The sequence below is a fragment of the Paraburkholderia sp. JPY465 genome (genome assembly GCF_050436725.1).
GTDB classification, from domain to species: domain Bacteria; phylum Pseudomonadota; class Gammaproteobacteria; order Burkholderiales; family Burkholderiaceae; genus Paraburkholderia; species Paraburkholderia youngii.
The window spans coordinates 3277443-3296819 of record NZ_JBNDMT010000003.1 but is presented as its reverse complement, the minus strand read 5'-3'; the positions used below and the strand labels follow the sequence as shown (position 1 = coordinate 3296819).

Annotated in this window: 17 protein-coding genes; 10 read left to right on the top strand and 7 right to left on the bottom strand. The window is 62.7% G+C overall.

Features of this window, described 5'->3' with window-relative positions:
- Positions 1-7 precede the first annotated feature (7 nt).
- Positions 8-1168, top strand: coding sequence for a dTDP-4-amino-4,6-dideoxygalactose transaminase (gene rffA / locus QFZ94_RS29865; protein ID WP_429461290.1), 1161 nt, complete (start codon positions 8-10; stop codon positions 1166-1168).
- Positions 1169-1451: 283 nt separating this feature from the next.
- On the opposite strand, the gene QFZ94_RS29860 is transcribed toward rffA, so the two are convergent.
- The gene (locus tag QFZ94_RS29860) at positions 1452-3584 is read right to left on the bottom strand and encodes a tetratricopeptide repeat protein (RefSeq protein WP_429461288.1); all 2133 of its coding nucleotides are present in this window, start codon (positions 3582-3584) and stop codon (positions 1452-1454) included.
- Between the two features lie 414 nt (positions 3585-3998).
- Between QFZ94_RS29860 and QFZ94_RS29855 the strand changes: the two genes are divergently transcribed.
- The 6 genes from QFZ94_RS29855 to rpsU all read left to right on the top strand — a co-directional run bounded on the left by QFZ94_RS29855 (position 3999) and on the right by rpsU (position 11752).
- Positions 3999-5222, top strand: coding sequence for a flagellin (locus QFZ94_RS29855; RefSeq protein ID WP_368585637.1), 1224 nt, complete (start codon positions 3999-4001; stop codon positions 5220-5222).
- Between the two features lie 148 nt (positions 5223-5370).
- Positions 5371-6957, top strand: a complete 1587-nt coding sequence (fliD, locus tag QFZ94_RS29850; protein ID WP_429461286.1) for a flagellar filament capping protein FliD — start codon at positions 5371-5373, stop codon at positions 6955-6957.
- A gap of 19 nt (positions 6958-6976) precedes the next feature.
- Positions 6977-7276, top strand: coding sequence for a flagellar protein FliT (locus tag QFZ94_RS29845; RefSeq protein WP_429461284.1), 300 nt, complete (start codon positions 6977-6979; stop codon positions 7274-7276).
- 337 nt (positions 7277-7613) lie between these two features.
- On the top strand, positions 7614-9968 hold the full coding sequence (locus QFZ94_RS29840) for a tetratricopeptide repeat protein (RefSeq protein ID WP_429461282.1): 2355 nt from the start codon (positions 7614-7616) through the stop codon (positions 9966-9968).
- Positions 9969-10179: 211 nt separating this feature from the next.
- Positions 10180-11121 carry an aldo/keto reductase gene (locus QFZ94_RS29835; protein ID WP_429461280.1) on the top strand — a complete coding sequence of 314 codons (942 nt, stop codon included), beginning with the start codon at positions 10180-10182 and terminating at the stop codon, positions 11119-11121.
- Positions 11122-11539: 418 nt separating this feature from the next.
- Complete coding sequence (rpsU, locus tag QFZ94_RS29830; RefSeq protein ID WP_006050883.1) at positions 11540-11752, top strand: 30S ribosomal protein S21; 213 nt, start codon at positions 11540-11542, stop codon at positions 11750-11752.
- Positions 11753-11853: 101 nt separating this feature from the next.
- On the opposite strand, the gene QFZ94_RS29825 is transcribed toward rpsU, so the two are convergent.
- Together QFZ94_RS29825 and QFZ94_RS29820 are read right to left on the bottom strand one after the other, a co-directional pair.
- A complete protein-coding gene (locus QFZ94_RS29825) occupies positions 11854-12279 on the bottom strand; it encodes a hypothetical protein (protein ID WP_368585642.1) in 426 nt (141 codons plus the stop codon).
- A gap of 165 nt (positions 12280-12444) precedes the next feature.
- Complete coding sequence (locus tag QFZ94_RS29820; protein ID WP_429461278.1) at positions 12445-13041, bottom strand: DNA-3-methyladenine glycosylase I; 597 nt, start codon at positions 13039-13041, stop codon at positions 12445-12447.
- A gap of 140 nt (positions 13042-13181) precedes the next feature.
- On the opposite strand from QFZ94_RS29820, the gene QFZ94_RS29815 reads away from it, so the two are divergent.
- Together QFZ94_RS29815 and QFZ94_RS29810 are read left to right on the top strand one after the other, a co-directional pair.
- Complete coding sequence (locus QFZ94_RS29815) at positions 13182-14060, top strand: BadF/BadG/BcrA/BcrD ATPase family protein (protein ID WP_410852142.1); 879 nt, start codon at positions 13182-13184, stop codon at positions 14058-14060.
- 59 nt (positions 14061-14119) lie between these two features.
- Complete coding sequence (locus QFZ94_RS29810; protein WP_176109960.1) at positions 14120-14941, top strand: Cof-type HAD-IIB family hydrolase; 822 nt, start codon at positions 14120-14122, stop codon at positions 14939-14941.
- 113 nt (positions 14942-15054) lie between these two features.
- Here QFZ94_RS29810 and QFZ94_RS29805 read toward each other — a convergent pair whose 3' ends face one another.
- The 3 genes from QFZ94_RS29805 to aqpZ all read right to left on the bottom strand — a co-directional run bounded on the left by QFZ94_RS29805 (position 15055) and on the right by aqpZ (position 17299).
- Positions 15055-15351, bottom strand: a complete 297-nt coding sequence (locus QFZ94_RS29805) for a PXPV repeat protein (protein ID WP_429461275.1) — start codon at positions 15349-15351, stop codon at positions 15055-15057.
- A 287-nt stretch (positions 15352-15638) separates the two neighbouring features.
- Positions 15639-16406, bottom strand: coding sequence for a histidine phosphatase family protein (locus QFZ94_RS29800; protein ID WP_429461273.1), 768 nt, complete (start codon positions 16404-16406; stop codon positions 15639-15641).
- Positions 16407-16558: 152 nt separating this feature from the next.
- Positions 16559-17299: an aquaporin Z gene (aqpZ, locus tag QFZ94_RS29795; RefSeq protein ID WP_429461271.1), complete on the bottom strand. Its 741-nt coding sequence runs from the start codon at positions 17297-17299 to the stop codon at positions 16559-16561.
- A 286-nt stretch (positions 17300-17585) separates the two neighbouring features.
- Here aqpZ and QFZ94_RS29790 point away from each other — a divergent pair, with 286 nt between their 5' ends.
- Positions 17586-17888, top strand: a complete 303-nt coding sequence (locus tag QFZ94_RS29790; protein ID WP_013090908.1) for an H-NS family nucleoid-associated regulatory protein — start codon at positions 17586-17588, stop codon at positions 17886-17888.
- Positions 17889-18181: 293 nt separating this feature from the next.
- Here QFZ94_RS29790 and QFZ94_RS29785 read toward each other — a convergent pair whose 3' ends face one another.
- Positions 18182-19246 (bottom strand): glycosyltransferase family 4 protein, encoded by a 1065-nt coding sequence (locus tag QFZ94_RS29785; protein ID WP_152852578.1) that lies wholly within the window; start codon positions 19244-19246, stop codon positions 18182-18184.
- Positions 19247-19377: the final 131 nt, after the last annotated feature.

The following is a 19377-nucleotide window of genomic DNA, read 5'->3' as shown; positions in this document are numbered from 1 at the left end:
TCATAAAATGAAAAAGATCCCGTTCAATCAGCCCCATATGGGCGGCAAAGAGCTGTTCTACATTGCACAGGCTCACATCAACGGAAAACTGGCCGGCGACGGCCCGTACACCAAGCGATGCCACACCTGGCTGGAAACGACGACCGGCTGCGATAAAGCGCTGCTCACGCACTCGTGCACCGCGGCGCTCGAAATGGCCGCGCTGTTGCTGGATATCCAGCCCGGTGACGAAATCATCATGCCGTCTTATACCTTCGTATCGACGGCCAATGCGTTCGCATTGCGCGGCGGCATTCCGGTATTTGTCGATATTCGGGAAGACACGCTCAATCTCGACGAGCGTCTGATTGAAGCCGCAATCACGCCGCGTACGCGCGCGATCGTGCCGGTGCATTACGCAGGCGTTGCGTGCGAAATGGACACGATCATGGAGATCGCGCAACGCCATAATCTCAAGGTGGTGGAAGACGCCGCGCAAGGGGTGATGGCGACGTACAAGGGGCGGGCGCTCGGCAGCATCGGCGACCTCGGCACCTACAGTTTCCACGAAACGAAAAACGTGATTTCGGGCGAAGGCGGTGCATTGCTGGTCAATCGGCCCGAATACGCCGAAGCCGCGGAAATCATCCGTGAAAAAGGCACGAACCGAAGCCAGTTTTATCGCGGCCAGGTCGACAAGTACACGTGGCAATCCATCGGTTCGTCGTTTCTGCCCGGCGAGCTGATTGCCGCTTTTCTTTGGGCCCAGCTCGAAGAGGCCGAGCAGATCACGAAAACGCGACTGGAAAACTGGTCGCGCTATCACGCCATGCTGGAGCCGTTCGAGGCGAAAGGCATGCTGAGGCGGCCTGTCGTTCCGGAGCACTGCCAGCACAATGCGCATATGTATTACGTGCTGGTCGAATCGCTCAGCGAGCGACAGCGTGTTCTGGAACGGCTGCGTCAAAACGGGATCGATGCGGTCTTTCACTACGTGCCGCTGCATTCTTCGCCTGCGGGGCTGCGTTATGGCCGCACGCACGGCTCGCTCGCGGTGACGGAATCGCAGGCGAACCGGCTGATCCGGTTGCCGCTTTGGTTCGGCATGACGGAGGACGACCAGCAGCAAGTGACTCGCGCATTTGCTGCGTTCCAGATTCGAGAACGGAATTTCGTCGAGGCAGTATAGAGTCCCGCAGGTTGAGCCTAATTATGAAAAGAATGGTAATTCCGGCTCAAATTGCGTGTTGAATTCCGGCGTCGGAAAAGAGGGCGAGGATCGAGAACGAGGCGGCTTTGCCGGCGGTCGCAGCCGAATGCGAAGGCGCCCGAACATGAGCGGGGGACTCACGCGGACGAAACCGGGATGATCGTTGGGCATATGCCGCCAGGGAGATCGCCAGACGGCGGTGCGCGTCGCGCACAGGCCTAATTAATTGTCTGCTCACTGCACCGCAAGCGCGGCGTTGATGTCACGCGCCGAACCACGCAGCGCAGGCCTGTCGCACGCGCTCCGCGACAGCGGGCCACGGTTCATCCAGCCCTCGCCTGAACAGACGAACTGTATCGGGATACCACGGCGAGTCGTCGCGGCCGTGCATCCAGCGCCAGTCCACGTCGCGTGCCGGCAAGAGCACCCAGCATGGTTTGCCGAGCGAGGCTGCCAGATGTGCTGTCGACGTGTCCACGCAGATCAGTAGATCGAGTTGCGAGATGACCGCAGCCGTGTCGGTGAAGTCTTCGAGGTCCGCGCCGAGAGGCAGGATCGGGAGGCTCGCAGGAAATGACAGCGCTTCGTCTTCCCCCGCGCCTTTTTGCAGGCTCACGAACTTCACGTCCGGCAGGCTCCACAGCGGCGCAAGTGCGTTGAGCAACGGTAGCGACCGGTGCACGTCGTTGTGGTGTTTCGGGTTGCCCTTCCACACGAGACCCACGCGGTGTCCCGCGCCCAGAGCGGCAAGGCGCGCGCGCCAATGGGCGACGCGCGACGGGGCCAAGGTGATGCGCAGGGGCGGCGGAATCGTGTCGAGCGTCGTGCCTAGATACAGCGGTGCGCTGAGCGCGCTGGTCCAGCAATCGAAATCGCCGGCACGCGCGGAGGCTTCGTCATGAGTGAGCACGGCGTCGACTCCATCGACATCGGCGAACAGGCGTTGTAGCGGTGCCATACAGGCAAACGCGACGTGAGCGGCGCCCTGAGCCTTCAAGAGGCGCAGATAGCGCCCGAATTGCAGCATGTCGCCCAGTCCATCCTCCTGCCAAACGAGCAGTGATTTGCCGGCGAGCGGCTCGCCTCGCCAGCGCGGGCACCGCAGCATCGACTGCGAGGCGTGATGCGCGAAGTCAGGCATGTGGTAGCGGCATTCGTAGAGCAGAAAGCCTTCCTCGAAGCGGCCCATGCTGATGAGCAGCGTGGCGAGACGGAACTTCGCGTCGCCGTAGTCGGGGCGCAGTGCGAGCGCGCGGCGATAGGCGGCTTCGGCTTGCTCCAGGTCGCCGAGTTCTTTCACGATGCTGCCGATGTTGAAGTGGGTTTCGGCGATATCGGCGCGCAATGAGAGCGCGTGGCGAAACGCCGTGAGTGCCTCGGGGAGGCGAGCTTGCGCCAGCAGCGTGCAGCCCAGGTTATTGGCCGCTTCGACACGGTTCGGCGCGAGCCGAAGCGCGTCGCGATACGCGGATTCGGCATCGGCCAGTTTGTCCAGGGCGTGCAGCACGCAACCGAGGTTGTAGTGCGCCTCGGCGAACGCGGGGCGCAACGCAAGCGTCTGCCGGTAGGCGTTTTCCGCCTCGGGCAGGCGCTTGAGTTCGGTGAGCACACAGCCGAGGTTGTTGAGCGCGTCCGCGTAGGCCGGCCGGATCTGAAGCGCGAGCCGGCAGGCCAGCTCGGCTTCGCGAAGCCGGCCGCGCGTCCTGTAAATGGCGCCCAGGTTGTTCAGTGCCTCGGGGTATTGCGGGTGCGCGAGCAGAGCCTGCCGATACGCTTCTTCAGCCTCTTCGATCCGGCCGCGTTCGCACAAAAGATTGCCGAGGTTGTTGTTCGCCTTCGCAAATTGAGGATTCGCGGCGAGCGCTGTGCGATAGGCCGCCTCCGCTTCGTCGAGGCGGCGCTGCTCGTGAAGCACGATGCCGAGGTTGTAATTCGCGTCGACGTGATTCGGGCGAAGAGCGAGCGCCACGCGGTACGCGGCCTCGGCGGTGTCGTGCCGTCCGAGACGGTGCAGGACAATGCCGCGATTGCTGTGGACATCGGGATCCTCGGGGCGTATCGCAGCAAGCAGTCCATAAACCGCTTCCGCTTCGGCAAGCTGGTTGAGGGGCGCGAGCATCGCTCCGAGGCCCAGATACGCATCGGCGAAATCCGGCTTCGCCTGAATGCAGCGCAACCATAGAGCTTGCGCGTGCGCGGGCTGCCCCGCACCCGTCGCGCACACGGCCGCGAGGTTGAGCGCATCGGCGTGCTGCGCGTCCTCGGGGGTGGCCTCCGTGCCGACCAGAGGCGCAAGCAGCGCCAGTGCGTCGGCGAACTGTCCGGTGGCGCTCAGGGCGGTGGCTTCGCTCAGAATGTGCTGGCGCGTGGGGGCGAGTGGGCTCGTAGCGGTCACGGTGGGCGTGGGGGAATCGTGGATTTGCAGCTTAAGGTATGAGCTCGCGCGGTGGCGGCCCGAATTGAGCGCGAAGCGCGGTTCAATTCGACCGATGACGGGCAGCGCGGGCTTTGTATTTCGAAGCCGTAAGGTCGGGCGCACATCGAGCGCGATCCGCGACGCATCAGCATTGCGACGCGAAAGAGGTCATCGACGCCCCCGAGCCTCAAACGGCGGAAACCCGAAGGACGAAGCCCAGGTTCCCCCGATCTCTAATGACGTGTCCCCCGCGACGCGCTGACGTAGGAAGGGGGCAGGGGCGTATCAACAAGTGGCTAAAGTTTTCCCGGGTGGGGTCGTAATCACAAACAAGGCGGCCAACCAACGAACCGCTGCCGTTACTGGGCCGAGGGCCCCATCAGGAGAATTTCAATGCTCGGAATCAACAGCAATATCAACTCGCTCGTCGCGCAACAGAACCTGTCTGGTTCGGGTAGCGCGCTGTCGCAGGCGATCACGCGCCTGTCGTCGGGCAAGCGCATCAACAGCGCAGCGGACGACGCAGCAGGTCTTGCGATCTCGAACATCATGCAGACCCAGATCAACGGTCTGAACCAGGGTGTGTCGAACTCGAACGACGGCACTTCGATGGTGCAAACGGCATCGAGCGGCCTGGCGTCGCTGACGAACAGCCTGCAGCGTATCCGCCAGCTGGCTACGCAATCGGCGAACGGCTCGATGACCGACGATGACCGTGCAGCGCTGCAGAAGGAAGTTGCACAGCAAGTTTCGGAAGTCAACCGTATCGCGTCGCAAACGACGTTCAACGGCATGAACCTGCTCGACGGTACGATGGGCAACGTGTCGTTCCAGGTCGGCGCGAACGTTGGCCAGACGATCAGCCTGAACCTGACGCAAGACATGTCGGCTGCGAAGCTCGGCAACGGCGTGCCGGTAAAGGGCAATACGCTCGGCACACTCACCAACCTGTCGCTGGACTCGGCCGGTGCTGCTACGACTGGAACGGCCACGATCACCTCCATCAACGTGCTCTCCGACGGCAGCGGTGGCTTCACGTTCACGGATCAGAACAACCAGGCACTGACCAGCGCTGAAGTCTCGGGTGTGTTCGGTGCGGCAGCCAGCAGCTTCAACGGCACCGGTGCGGCTATGACGCTTGCGGATGCCGCCGTGAGCTCTGCGTCCGCCTACCAGACTGCGCTCAGTACCGCCAAGGCAAATCTCGCCGCTGGCACCGGATCACAAAGTGCCGTCGACGCAGCTCAAGCTGGACTCGACAACGCCAATGCAATTGCTCAGATCAATGCGTTCAACACGCCGTCGACTGTTGCGAAGATCGACATCAGCACCCAGAGCGGCGGCAGCATGGCGATGGAATCGATCGACAACGCGTTGAACACGCTTAACAGCCTCCAGGCAACGCTGGGCGCGGCACAAAACCGCTTCAGCGTCATTGGCTCAACGCAGCAAGCGCAATCGACGGACCTGTCGAGCGCACAGTCGTCGATCCGGGACGCGGACTTCGCGCAAGAAACGGCTAACCTGAGCAAGGCGCAAGTGCTTCAGCAAGCCGGTATCTCGGTTCTGGCACAAGCGAACTCGCAACCGCAGCAGATCCTGAAGCTCCTCCAGTAAGGCGCTTCCCGTTGCAGGCATCCGGCGCGCGGCTCGATGCGCGCCGGACGCAAACCCGTCGGGAGGCTTGCCTCCCGATTGTCTTTTCCTGCGTTACCCCGCTTGTTAAATCGCTTTAACCGGCATTGCCGACGCTCGGAGCCTTCTCATGTCCACCGTAACCGGATCCACCACCAGCGCGATCGCAAGTGCAGTCGCCACCACGACCGCAAGCGCCAACGCCACGGTGCAGGCAGCCGCCCAGTCGATCATTAGCGGCTCGACCAATTCGTCGATGGACACAAGTTCGCTCGTCAGCGCGCTCGTCAACGCCAAGACCGCCGGCCAGGCCGCGACCATCGCTGCCGAGCAGACCGCGGACAACACGCTGATCTCGGCATACGGCACGCTATCCGCGGCACTGTCCGCGTTGCAGGCAGCCGCCGGGCCGCTCAGCGACGGCGCGACGCTCAACTCGTTCTCCACCACCCTGAGCGGCAGCGGTGTGACTGCAACCGCCAGCACCGGCGCGGTGGCGGGTTCGTACTCGCTCAATGTGGCGCAGGTCGCCACGTCGCAAGTACTCACCTCGGCGGGCTACGGTTCGGCCACGAACCTGGCTTCCGGCGCGGCCACGATGACCCTGACGGTCAACGGCAAGAGCAGCACGATTTCCCTGAATAGCTCGAACAGCTCGATCGCCGGCATTGCATCGGCGATCAATTCGGCAAACGACAATCCCGGCGTAGTGGCGACCGTGGTGACCGGCGCGGACGGCGCGCACCTCGTGCTGCAATCGGCCTCGACCGGGGCGTCGAGCGGCATCAGCATCACTGTCAACGATTCGAATAAGGATGCGAGCGGCAACGCCGATGCCCTGAACCAACTCGCGGTGACGACTACCGCTGGCAGGTCGATCTCCAGTGCGAGCGACCTCACGGGTACCGATAGCAGCGGCAAAGCAATCAACCCCAGCCAGTCGACCATTACCGGCACGGGCTGGACCCAGACGCAAGCCGCCGAGGATGCGTACTTTACGCTCGGCGGTGTCGGCGTAACCAGCTCCTCGAACACCGTGACGGCGGCCGTGTCCGGCGTAACGCTGAACCTCACGGCAGCGGCGGTCGGCACCACGCAGACGCTCACGATCGCGCAGAACACCAGCGCAGAGTCCTCGGCGATCAACAATTTCGTCAGCCTCTACAACACGCTCGTTACGACGATGGGATCGCTGACGGCGTACAACGCGAACTCGACGTCGCAGGGCGTGCTGATCGGCGATTCTACGGTGAACATGATCCAGAATCAGCTCGCCAAGATCGTGGGCAGCGGCGTGGGCAGCGGCACCTCGAAGACGACGCTCGCCGCGATCGGCATCACGCTCCAGGCGGACGGCACCCTCTCGGTCGACAACACGACGCTCAGCAATGCGCTCCAGAACAACCAGTCGGCGGTAGCCTCGCTGTTCAACCCGACGAACGGCATCGCCGCGCAACTGGACGACAGCATCACGACCTACACCTCGTCCGGCGGCATCATCCAGAACCGCACGGATGCGATCAACAGCGAGCTGACGAGCCTCTCGAATCAGAAGACGACGCTCACGGCGTGGCAGGCCCAGCTCACTAGCATGTACACCGCGCAATTCACGGCGCTCAACACGCTCATGGCGACGATGAGCAGCAACTCGCAATACCTCACGCAACTGTTCGGTGGCGCCAACAGCGCAGGCGCGCTCGCCACGAACAAGAAGTGAGCGCAACGAGGAGCGAGTCATGCAGAACGTTGCAACGATCGAGCGCATCTGGCAGATGACGAAAGAGCTCGAACTGGCGGTCGCTGTCGGCGAGTGGGAGCGTGCCGCGCAAATCGCGGACGAGCGCTCGCCGCTCTTGACGGCGCTCGGCGCACCCCAGCCGCAGGAGGTCATGGCGCGGCTCAAGGCGATCCACGAGATCGACAGCCGAATTGTCGAGGCCGCGCAGGCCGCGCAGCAGGCGCTGGGCGCCGAGTATCAGGCGAGCATGCAAGCGAGCCGGAACGCCGGGCAGTATCTGAACATGGCGCGGTACTGAAGCTGCCCTAACGTTCCATCGCGCCGTTCGCGGCGCGCGCGCTTCCCGGCCCGCCTTGTGCGGGCTTTTTCTCGCCTTTCCGTTGCTCTGACTTGAGAACGGACCGTTTTCGCAATCACTTCAGGCAAGAAAGAAGGAGTTCACGACTGCCCAAAACCCTTTGCGCTGCCATCGTTCTTCTCATTGAGGCTGAGTTTCACGCTGGATTCCCCGCGTATTCCTCGTAATCGAAGCCAAATTGGCGGCTGTTTTGACGCTAGCTCGGACCATCGGCGCAATTGTCCGCCCCCCATAATTTCATCGTTCCGACTTCCTGCCGCACACGCGCGCCTTCGTCATGACCGCTTTTCCTATTCCGGCCGACACCGTCCCGTTTGCCTCCGAACTACAGCAGAATCACGACATCGCGCTCGCCATGCAGAGCGCGATCGACCATCATCAGAAGCAGGAATATGGTGAGGCCGCAGCGCTCTATGCATCTGTCTTGGAGGTCGCGAGCGATCACACCGACGCGCACTACCACCTCGGCGTGCTGTTCATGCAAACGGAGCGGCCCGCCGAGGCCGTGCCGCATTTCGAGACGGTGCTCGGGCAGGTGCCGCAGAACGGGCAGATCTGGGTCTATTACATCAACGCCCTCGTCGCCAGCAAGCAGACCGAGGCGGCGCGGATCGCGCTCGACGTCGCGCGCCAACAAGGCCTTCCCGATGCAGCCGTCCGGACGCTGGGCGCGCGGATTAACGGGGAAAATGAGCGGCTCATGTCTGATCCGGAGGGCGAGGCAACCGCTCCGCAGGCCGACGCGAGCGGTTGCAACGCACCTGCTCTGGCACCCGAGACGGACGAGCGCGTGAAAATCGATACGCGCCGAGCAAGCCTCAAGGAGATGCGCCAATACCAGCACTTGTTGGAAAGCGGGAAACTCGAAGCTGCGCTGAAGATTGCCCGCAGACTGACGCAGCAATACCCTGCGCACGGCGAATGTTGGTTCGAACTTGGGCGTGTCCTGCAACTCACGGGACGCTTCAACGAGTCCGTCGAGGCGGCCGAGCATGCCGCCCGCTTGCTGCCTAAACACATCCTCGCCCAGACAATACTGGCAGACCGGCTCATTGTCACTCGCCAGTATCAGCGTGCCGAGGCGCATTGCAGACAGGCGCTCGAAAAATACGCCGAGAATGCTTCACTGCACCGCAACTTGGGCTCTGCCTTGCTGGAAATGGGCAAATTCGCCGAGGGGATTGGCTATCTCCGCCGTGCCGTGGAGCTAGCGCCGAACGATGCATACGAATTCGACTCGCTCGCCTGCGCGCTGGGCAAGCATGGACTGTACGACGAAGCCGAAACCGCCTTTCGCCGCGCACTCGAACTGGCTCCGATGCAGTCAGTGACACACAGCAACCTGCTGTTCTACCTGATGCACAAGCCCGACCTCGATGCAGCAGGCGCATTCGCGGAGTTCCGCGCGTTCGCGGCACGTCACGAAGCACCGCTGAACACGCGTCGGCCCCGGCACACCAACGACCGTGACCCAGCGCGGCGTTTGCGGATTGGCTTCGTTTCGGGCGACCTTATCAATCACCCGGTTGCGTATTTCTTCCTGTCGGTGCTGGAGCACCTGGCGCGCGACCCTAGCTTGTCATTGCACATCTATTCGAACTACACGGTGACTGACAGCTTCACCGAGGAGATTCGCGCCCATGCACAGACTTGGAGCGAAATCTTCGGCATGAGCGACGACACGGTCGCACAGAAGATCCGTAACGACGGCATCGATATCCTTATCGACCTGTCCGGCCATACCGGCCGCAACCGACTCCTGACCTTCGCACGCAAGCCGGCGCCGGTCCAGGTGAGCTGGATCGGCAACCCAGCCACGACCGGTCTCGATTCCGTCGATTACTACCTGTCGGACCGGTTTGTCACGCCGCTTGAGCAGTTCGAGAGCTGGTTCTCCGAAAAACTCGTGTTCCTCTCCGCGCTCGCGCCGTTCAAGCCGCATCCGCAAGCGCCCGAAGTCAACGATCTGCCCGCGCTGACGAACGGCTTCATCACGTTCGGCAGCTTCAGCCGGATCGTCAAGATCGGCCCCGAAGTTGTGGCGCTCTGGGCGCGGGTGCTACGCGAGGTGCCGGATTCGCGCTTGCTTATCGGTGCGATTAGCGAGCCGGAGCAGATCATCAAACTGACCGGACTGCTCGCGGGCGAAGGCATCGACGTGAGTCGCCTCAGCTTTCTGAAGCGTGGAAACGTCGTGCACTACCTGCAGCAGCACCATCTGATCGACGTCTGTCTCGACACGTTCCCCTTCGGCAATTCGACCACGACCATGCAAGCGCTGTGGATGGGCGTGCCCACCATGACCCTGCCCGGCGTTTCGATGGCGAGCCGCAGCAGCACGGGGTGGCTTTCGCACCTCGGGCTTGACGCGGCCTTCGTCGCGCGGGACAAGGACGACTTCGTGCGCAAGTGCGCCGCGCTGGCCGCCGACCCCGAAGCGCTCGCGGTAGTGCGGCGGGAGCTTCGCGACTACTGCAGGCAGTCGGTCCTTATCGATGCGGGTATGATCGCTCATGCCGCGTCGCGCGCGTTTCGCATCATGTGGCAGCGGTGGTGCGATGGGCTCAAGCCTGAGCATTTCGAGGTGCTAGCGGATGTCAGCAATGCGCACAATGCAGGGCGGCATTCATAAAACTCCAGCGGTGTTCTGAAAATGCTCGAGGCGCGCGCGAGCAATTGCGTCATCTTTTGTGCCATGCATCGACTGCGTTCAGGCACGAGGCGTGCAGCGTAGCCGTCGGTCCCGGCTGCAACCTGGTGCAAGGCGGCGTATGCTCAACGGTCCCGGCATCGTCCCAAGCAGTTCGCTCACGCCATTCCGTCCACCCCAGTCTGGAGCCATCATGGAACTACGCAGGATCGGCACTTCCTCGTTGCAGGTCGCCCCGCTGATGTTCGGCGGCAACGTATTCGGCTGGACGGCCGATGAAGCCACCTCTTTCTCGATCCTCGATGCGTTTGTCGAAGCCGGACTCAATTTCATCGACACCGCCGATGTCTACTCGGCCTGGGTGCCCGGCAACCAGGGCGGGGAGTCGGAGACGATCCTCGGCAAGTGGTTCCGGCGAAGCGGCAAGCGCGAACGGATCGTGCTCGCGACCAAGGTGTCGAAGCATCCGCAGCGCAAGGGGCTGTCGGCGGCAAATATCCAGGCGGCCGTAGAAGACTCGCTGCGCCGCCTGCAAACCGATTACGTCGACGTCTATTTCTCCCACGACGACGACTCCGCGACGCCGCTCGCTGAAACGCTCGGTGCGTATCAGAAGCTGATCGAGGCGGGCAAGGTGCGCGTGATCGGTGCGTCTAACTATAGTGGCGCGCGCGTCGAGGAAGCGCTTGCGGTGTCGCGCGAGCACGGGCTGCCCGAGTATCAGTTGCTGCAACCCGAATACAACTTGTACGACCGCGCGCAATACGAGGGCGACAACGAACCGGTGGCGCTGGCGAATCATCTCGGCGTGGTGGTCTATTACAGCCTCGCGAGCGGGTTCCTGTCGGGCAAATACCGCAGCGAGGCCGATCTGGCCGGCAAGGCACGCGGGAGCCGGGCCGAGAAATACCTGAACGGGCGCGGCCTACGGATTCTCGGCGCGCTCGACCGTGTCGCGCAACGGCACGGCAGCACGCCGGCCCCGATCGCGCTTGCATGGCTGATCGCGCGGCCGAGCGTTACGGCCCCCATTGCGAGCGCGACCTCGGTCGAGCAGTTGAAGAGCCTGATCGCAGCTGTCCACCTGTCCCTCACCGCCGACGATATCCGTGAACTGGACGAAGCGAGCGCCTGATAAGGCGGGCGCCTCGATCGCCCACGCGAAGGCCATCGGCGCCAGGGAAAAGCCTGGCGCAATCGGTAAACCCCTGGTAGGATGGAGAGTTTCCTGATATCATCGGGAGTGAATTGAGATCTTTGCCTGTTTCGTCAGTGTTCTTCATTGATGAAAGGTTGGCGAAACGGCAACAGACGCGGCTTTTGCATTACGTCTGTCCGCGTTCCGCGGTGAACTCCCCACCTCTCTTTTCCGGCCTCCGTGGCCGCTTTGCCTCTCGCTTCATTCGTGGTTTGGCCGGGGTTGTTTATGAGCCTCGCGTTTGCCTGTTACTGGCCATGAATCGGAGTGACCGGAGTGCCGGTGCGTAAGTGGTGACCTGAGCGGTTACCGCCAAGCAATTAAACCCGTATCTAGTGATTGAGTTAGGAATTACATGACGACGATTCTTCTGAAGGAAAACGAGCCGTTCGAAGTGGCAATTCGCCGCTTTCGTCGCGCAATCGAAAAGAATGGCCTGATCGCTGAACTGCGTGAGCGCCAGTCGTACGAAAAGCCGACTACGGCTCGCAAGCGCAAGAAGGCAGCAGCTGTTAAGCGCCTGCACAAGCGTCTGCGCAGCCAGATGCTGCCGAAAAAGCTGCACTAAGCACGCTTTTACGTACGCCGAACGGCGGTGTGAGCTTCGACAGAAGCCACACCGCCGTTTTGCTTTTGCGGCATCGGATTTGTGCGCCGCCGGGGCAGCCGTTACGCCGCGTTCCTCAGCCGCTCGGCCGACAGTCCGAATTCGCGCGCGATCGAGCCCAGCCGGTCGTGCCACTCCCACGTGCCGAACACGTCGTGCACGTTTTGCAGGCAACTGAGCAGAGCGATGGTCACGGGGTCATACACGTTGATGCGGGCGCGCAGCAGCGCTTTTTTCAGCGCGGCCACGCCGACATCCATGTAAGCGGGCACTTCCGTCGGTGGTTTGCCGATGAAGCGCACGGGCACGCCTTCCATCGCAGTCACATAGTCGCGCGGCTTGATCAGGTTGCCGACCGGGCATCCGCCACAATAGCCGCGGTAGGCGCCGCCACCCCTCGGTAGCAATGCAGCGCGTTTCTGTTCGAACAGATGCGTGACGGACCGATCGTATATGTCCTGATGCGTCAGGAAGCGAAGAGTTTTCATGGTTGGTCTCCCGCGTCCGAGGCGGTAGTTATTTGTTGTTGAGCGCACATCGAGCGAGCGCATGGCGATGAGTATCCACCGTGCGCCGTCCGACGAAGGACCGACTACGAGCATGAAAAAAAGGCGCCAATTCGCGAGTTTGCGCGTCCGACGGACCCCTTGGCCTTACCCCGCCTTACGACGACGCCCCTTCTTGCCCAGCGACGCGCATCGCTCACGGCACATGCAAGTCGTCTCATGATCGTTGACCATGCCAACCGCCTGCATGAATGCATAGCAGATCGTCGACCCGACGAATTTGCAGCCATAACGCTTGAGCGCCTTGCTCAGCGCGTCCGATACTTCCGTCGACGCAGGCGCATGCTTATACGAAGCCCATTCGTTCTGAATCGGCGTGTCGTCGACGAATGACCACACGAAGTTCGCGAGCGAGCCGTGTTCGGCCCGGATCTGCAGCACGGCGCGCGCGTTCTGGATCGCCGCCTCGATTTTGCCGCGATGCCGCACGATGCTCTCATCGGCGACGAGCGCGTCCACGTGCTTCGGCGTGAAGGCAGCGACCTTGTCGATGTCGAAGTCCGCGAAAGCACGGCGGTAGCCGGCGCGCTTGTTGAGTATCGTCGACCACGACAATCCGGCCTGAGCGCCTTCGAGCACCAGCATTTCGAACAGGTGCTGGTCGTCGCGCGAGGGTACACCCCACTCGGTGTCGTGGTACTGTGCGAGCGCTTCGCTCGATACCCAGTTGCATCGTTGTGTCACTGTCGCGCTCCCGCGTGGTCGTATCGATCGCCAGCATAGCGGAAGCGGTGTACGCCGCAAGCTGGCCAATCGGCTAATTGCGCGATTCAAACTGACCTGCCACGCTAAGCGTTATTCACCCACAGAACTGATTCGATTCGATGAACCACGACTTCTTTCTGATCGGCGTCGACGGCGGCGGCACCGGCACGCGCGTCGTGCTCGCCGATGCGCAGGGCCGCGAGCTGGCGCAGGCGGCAAGCGGACCATCGGGCCTCGGGCTCGGCATCCCGCGCGCATGGCAGTCCATTCAGGCCGCCTGCGGCGAAGCGTTCGAGCGAGCCGGCATCGCGCTGGACTGGTCGCGCTGCGTGCTCGGTTGCGGACTTGCGGGCGTCAACAATCGCGACTGGCTCGCCGAGTTTCACGAGCACGCGCCGCGACTGGCCGGACTCGCCGTCGAATCCGACGCCTACACGACCTTGCTCGGCGCGCACGAAGGCGCGCCCGGCGTGATCGTCGCACTCGGCACCGGCAGCGTCGCGGCCTCGCTTGCGAACGACGGCGAGTTCCGCATGGCCAGCGGCTACGGCTTTCCGTCAGGCGACGAGGCGAGCGGCGCGTGGCTCGGCCTGCGGCTGATCGTGCACGCGCAACAGGCGCTAGACGGCCGCGCTGCCGTCGACGATCTCGCGCATGCGTTGCTCGCGCATACCGGCACTCAGGATCGCGACAGCCTGGTCGTGTGGCTGTGCGCGGCTAATCAAACTGCCTACGCGCGGCTCGCACCGATCGCGATCGAACACCGCGCACATCCGTTCGCGGCGCGCCTGCTCGGCGAGGCTGGCGTCGAAGTGGGCAAGATGATCGCCGCGCTGGACGCGACGGGCGCGCTGCCGGTCGCGCTATGCGGAGGCCTCGGCGCGCCGCTGCGCGAGTACGTGCCCGAGGCGTATCAGGCGCGCCTGCGCGAGCCGCGGGCGGATTCGGCGCATGGCGGCTTGCAGCTGGCGCGGCGCGAGGCGCAGCGGCTGGCTTGACGAGACCTGTAAAATATCGGCTTTGACGCTGCCTCGACGGCTCAGCCGCCGGACTCACCATGTATAAAGTCATCGCCACGGATCTCGACGGCACACTGCTCAACGCCGACCACCAGGTCGACCCGTTCACGGTCGCCACGGTGCGCAAGCTCGAAAGCGACGGGCTGCAGTTCGTGATCGCCACGGGGCGGCACTACTGCGACGTCGCGGGCATCCGCGATCTGCTCGGCATCAATCCATACCTGATCACGTCGAACGGCGCGCGGGTTCACGCGCCTGACAACACCGTGATTCACGCCGACGATCTGCAGCCCGCGATCGTCCAGCGTCTCGTGCAGCCAGAAATTGTCGGCGCGCATGGTCGAGTGATCGTCAGTCTGTTTGCTGACGAGGCGTGGCTGATCGATCGCGACGCGCCCCATCTGCTGGAATTTCACCAGGACTCTGGCTTCACGTACGAAGTGACCGACCTGCCGAAGCACAATGGCGTCGACATTGCGAAGGCACTCTATATTGGCGATCCCGCCGATCTCGCGCAGGTGGCCGCCAATCTGGAACGCGAATTCGGCGAGCGACTATACGTGACCTATTCGTTGCCGGATTGTCTCGAAGTGATGACCGCGAATGTGTCGAAGGGGCGCGCGCTGCAGATCGTGCTCGAGCGACTCGCTATCGACGCGTCGCAGTGCGTCGCGTTCGGCGACAACATGAACGATATCGATCTGCTCGAGACGGCCGGCCATCCATTCATGATGAACAACGCCAACCCCGATCTGATCACGCGTCTGCCGCATGTGCCGCGCATCGGCAACAATTTCGAGGCGGGAGTTGCGCATCATCTGCGCAAACTGTTTGCCCTCAACGACGAACTGGCGTCCTGAACCGCAATTACTCAAATTGAAAGCGGCCCGCATCCACACTCGCGTGGATGCAGGCCGCAGGAGTTGCTCGCTAATCGCGAAGCTCGAAACGTGTGGCACTCCGCTTAGGCCCGTCAATCCCGCCAGCCGCGGTGCTCACCGCGATAGTCATGGCCCCAGCGACGATTGTCGTGACCCCAGCCGCGGTCATCGCGGTGATAGTCGCGGTAGTAGTAGTCGCCGCGCGGGTAGCGATGTTCCCAGCCGCCGTAATACACCGGCTCCGGCGCGGCGTAGACGCGCGCGGGCGCCGCATAAACCGGAGCGCCGAGCGATAGGCCGACGCTCAGATCCGTATGCGCCTGCGCGACACCGCATGCGCCCGCCGCGAGTCCGGCAGCAACCAGCAAGTGAGTGACGATGCGCTTCATGTTGGTCTCTCCTGTGAGGCGACGTAGGTTTGTCGCACAGGACCAATGTACGCACTCGAGCCGGGGAGGACTGCGACCAGATGTTACGGACTGCAAGCATCGTCGAAGTCAGCGAAGGCAGGCGGAAAGAACTCGCGGACGTTGCGCGCAGACACCTTACTTCGCTGGCAGCCGCGCCCCACGGGGCTTTGCGGCCGGACAATCCAGGCCGGCAGGCGGCGCGTCGCACACGCTTGCAGCTTGATGCACCGGCCCACGTAATCGTGGCTTACATCTGTATTACCCTATTAATCCGCCGCAGGCGCCGAAGCGGTCGAACTGGCGGAAGAGGCCGCGCCTGCCGAAGACGCCGACACCGCCGGCAACGCAGCACAAGGGCAATCGGTCGCCCGGCCATCGAGCCCTTCGCGGTCATGCTTGAAGCTCGCGCGCGGCATGTCGTTCTGCCAGTCGAGCCGGACGATGTAAATGCTGTCGAAGTCGTCGCTTTGCCATTTCGGCACGTCGGCCGCGCGACCGCCATGCGCGCTCAACAGCTGCCGCAACAGCTTCTCGATCAGCTTGTGCTCCCACGCAATCACGATCAGCTTGCCGCGATTAGCCGGGTCGACGAGCGCGTTGCCGAGCTGGTCGACCTGCGCAAAGCCGTACGGCGTTTGCACCGGTAGCTGGAATTGAATCGCGGTCGGCTCGATCGTCGCGAGCGGGCGCACGTAATAGTACCGATGACCGCCGTCGTCTTTTTGCTGGCCGGGGTCCGGCGCGTAGATCGCATCGGGTTTGCCGAATTTGGCGGCGATCACCGCCGGCAACGCGAGCGCTCGGTTGAGCCCCTGGCAGTCTAGCTGGCCGTAGCCTTGCGCAGGCTTCTCGCCATGGCGAACGAATACGAGGGTTTCGATATTGCCGCCCGCCCCAGCCGTGGCGGGGTCTGCGGTTGCGACGACAGTCGCCGTGTTCGTCGCCGCGGACGCGGCCGGCAACGTCAGCGCGCTCGCGCACAAGCCGCCGAGCGACAGTGCGACGCCTTGCAGGAATCCGCGGAAACGGTTCATCGAAAGCACCTGTGCGAGGCTGGGAAGTCGCCCGATTCTAGCAGCGGTGCTCTCCGGCACGCGGCCGCCGCGCATTGATATCGCATTGGCGCTCGCAATGAGTAATGGGCGCCGGGGCGCCCATTCATGCGACCGACGCGTCGAACCAGCCGTCAGTCGAGCGCCAGCTTGCTCGCATCGCTGCAGCGATCCTCGGCGATCAGCGGATAGACGACTCCCGCGATCACCGCACCGATGATCGGCGCAGCCCAGAACAGCCACAGCTGATCGATCGCCGCGCCGCCGACCAATAGCGCCGGCCCCGTCGAGCGCGCCGGATTGACCGACGTGTTGGTGACCGGAATCGAGACCAGGTGGACCAGCGTCAGGCACAGGCCGATCGCGATGGGCGCGAAGCCGGCCGGCGCGCGGCGATCAGTCGCGCCGAGAATTACGAACAGGAAGAAGCCCGTCATCACCACTTCGCAAACGAAGGCGGCGGCGAGCGCATAGTGCCCCGGCGATTGCTCGCCATAACCGTTCGTCGCGAAACCGCTCGCGACCAGGTCGAAGCCCGGCTTGCCCGACGCGATCAGCGACAGCACGAATGCACCGAACACCGCGCCGACTACCTGCGCGGCGATATAGGGCAGCAGATCGCGCACCGGAAATCGTCCGGCGACGGTCAGGCCGACGCTCACCGCCGGATTCAGGTGGCAGCCTGAAACGTGGCCGATCGCAAAAGCCATCGTCAGCACGGTCAGGCCGAAGGCCAGCGACACGCCGACGAAACCGATGCCCAGACCATGAACCGGCCCGGCGAAGTTGGCGGCGAGGACCGCGCTGCCGCAGCCTCCGAGCACGAGCCAGAAGGTGCCGAACAGTTCGGCAACGAGGCGCTTTGACAACTGCATGTTTGGTGATCCTAAAAAGAATTGGCACTTCAGAAGCACGCATCGGAAACCGCGAGTACGTACGTTGAGCGCGCAATTCTAGGTAGGCAGCGCCAAATCAGGTGTCAAGGATTGTCAATCTGGACAGAATTTATAAACTATTACGAGATAAAGCGCATGTTTTACAATTCACACGCTTTAATAATTATCAGAGGAAAATTCGCTAAACCGGTATTAGTGGCCATTGCGAATTTCTATAATTGCAGCTAGTCTGCGGTCGAATGAGTTCTAGAAAGGGGAGAACCGAATGTCTCAATATGCAGACCTCAAGGCGCAGATAGCCAAATTGCAGGCACAGGCAGAAGAAGCGCGACGCACGGAAATCGACAATGTCGTTGCCGACATCCGCCAAAAGATCGCCGAATACGGTCTGACCGCGCAGGATCTCGGTTTCGCGGTCGCCGCCAAGCGCGGCCGCCCGCCCAAGAAGACGCCGCTGCCGGCAAAATATCAGGACCCCAAGTCGGGCAATACATGGAGCGGGCGCGGCAAGCCGCCCAAATGGATCGTTGGCAAGAATCGCGAGCGCTTTCTGATTGGCTCGGCCTGATCTCCGCTCGAGGTGACGCGGTGCAAGCGGTCTGAAGGTTTTTTGCCGCTTCGGCTTAATCGCTACGCGCTAATCCGCGGTGGAAGCGCCACCATCGCAGTATTAAAAAAGCCGCCCATACAGGGCGGCTTTTTCGCGTCCGGCGGCGAGAATGACTTCGTCTTCCGGTCCTGCAAACGATACCGATGCCGGATTCGTCCGCTATTGGGCGTTATAAGCGAAGGTTCACAGCGCCGCTTCAAAGCGGACCGAAAACGGCCGGCCGTAAAAGCGCCGGCCGTTTTCAAGCGCGCTTAGCCGACCGCGACCTGGCGCAATACCGGGCGCCGCGACGTTTCAATCAAGGCCGAATAGCCGTCGACATAGTTCTGCGCCATCGTTTTCGAACTGAAGCGGCGTTCGAACTGTGCGCGGATTTCGGTGCGCGACAGCTCGTCCAGACGCTGCAGAGCCGCTACCGCGCCTTGCACGTCCTCGACGATATAGCCGGTCACGCCGTGGTCGATCACCTCGGGCACCGAGCCGCGGTTGAACGCGATAACCGGCGTACCGCAGGCCATCGACTCGATCATCACGAGGCCGAACGGCTCGGACCAGTCGATCGGGAACAACAGCGCTTTCGCTCCCGACAGAAACTCGGGTTTCTGCGCCTCGTTGATTTCACCGACGAACTCGACATGCGCCATCGACAGCAGCGGCTCGATTTCGCGCTTGAAGTACTCCATGTCGACCTTGTCCACCTTGGCGGCGATCTTCAGCGGCAGACCGCTTTGCGCGGCGATCTTGATGGCTGTATCGACGCGTTTTTCCGGGCAGATGCGGCCGAGGAACGCGAGGTATTCGGGCTTCTTGTGAGGCTGCGGCGTCAACAGCTGGTCCGGCAGACCGTGATAGATCGTGCTGAGCCAATTGGCCTGCTGCAGCGGCAGACGCTGCGAATCCGAAATCGACACGACCGGCACATGCGAGAACGCGTCGAACACCGGCTGCAACTCCGGCAGGTCCAGACGGCCGTGCAGCGTGGTCACGAACGGCGTGTCCATCGTCGTGAACAGCGGAAACGGCATGTAGTCGAGATGGAAGTGCAGCACGTCGAACTCGTGCGCGACCTTGCGGACCTTTTCCATCATCAGCACGTGCGGCGCCAATGCATCGCGAATCGTCGGATCGAGGCGCAGCGCGCGCGGCCAGCACGCCTCGAGATTGGCGGACGTGACCGAGTCGCCGCTCGCGAACAACGTGACGTCATGGCCGAGGTCGACGAGCGCTTCGGTCAGATACGACACGACACGTTCGGTGCCGCCATAGAGTTTCGGAGGGACAGCTTCGTAGAGCGGCGCGATTTGTGCGATTCGCATGCGTTTTCTCCTGTATCGATTGGAGTTAGCGCGAGGGGCGCTGACCCGAATCCCATGCAGATTTTTGATCTCACCGGGGCTTCGCACGACGGCGGGACCGCTCGAGGTACGTAGCCCTAACGGGCGGTTGG